The organism is Streptobacillus felis (genome assembly GCF_001559775.1).
Lineage (GTDB): Bacteria > Fusobacteriota > Fusobacteriia > Fusobacteriales > Leptotrichiaceae > Streptobacillus > Streptobacillus felis.
The window spans coordinates 1-288 of record NZ_LOHX01000177.1 but is presented as its reverse complement, the minus strand read 5'-3'; the positions used below and the strand labels follow the sequence as shown (position 1 = coordinate 288).

Annotated in this window: 1 pseudogene; it reads left to right on the top strand. The window is 34.7% G+C overall.

Annotation, left to right across the window (positions count from 1 at the left end):
• Nucleotides 1–39 precede the first annotated feature (39 nt).
• Nucleotides 40–288 (top strand): annotated as a pseudogene (locus AYC60_RS03480) (hypothetical protein); the annotation flags it as partial.

Below are 288 nucleotides of genomic sequence, written 5' to 3'. Positions count from 1 at the left end.
AAAAATATAGATGAAGAAGGTAAATTATGAGATAAAGAAATGACATGTAGATATGGTGATGAAATTGTTAACGTAAAAAAAGATCAAGTAGATTTAATGGACGGTACACCTAAACAAATGGTTTCAGTTTCAGCAGGAGTAATTCCATTCTTAGAACACGATGATGCCAACCGTGCACTTATGGGATCAAACATGCAAAGACAAGAAGTACCATTACTTACAACAGAAGCTCCTTATGTAGGAACTGGACTTGAAAGAAAAGTTGCCATAGATTCAGTAGCAGTACTT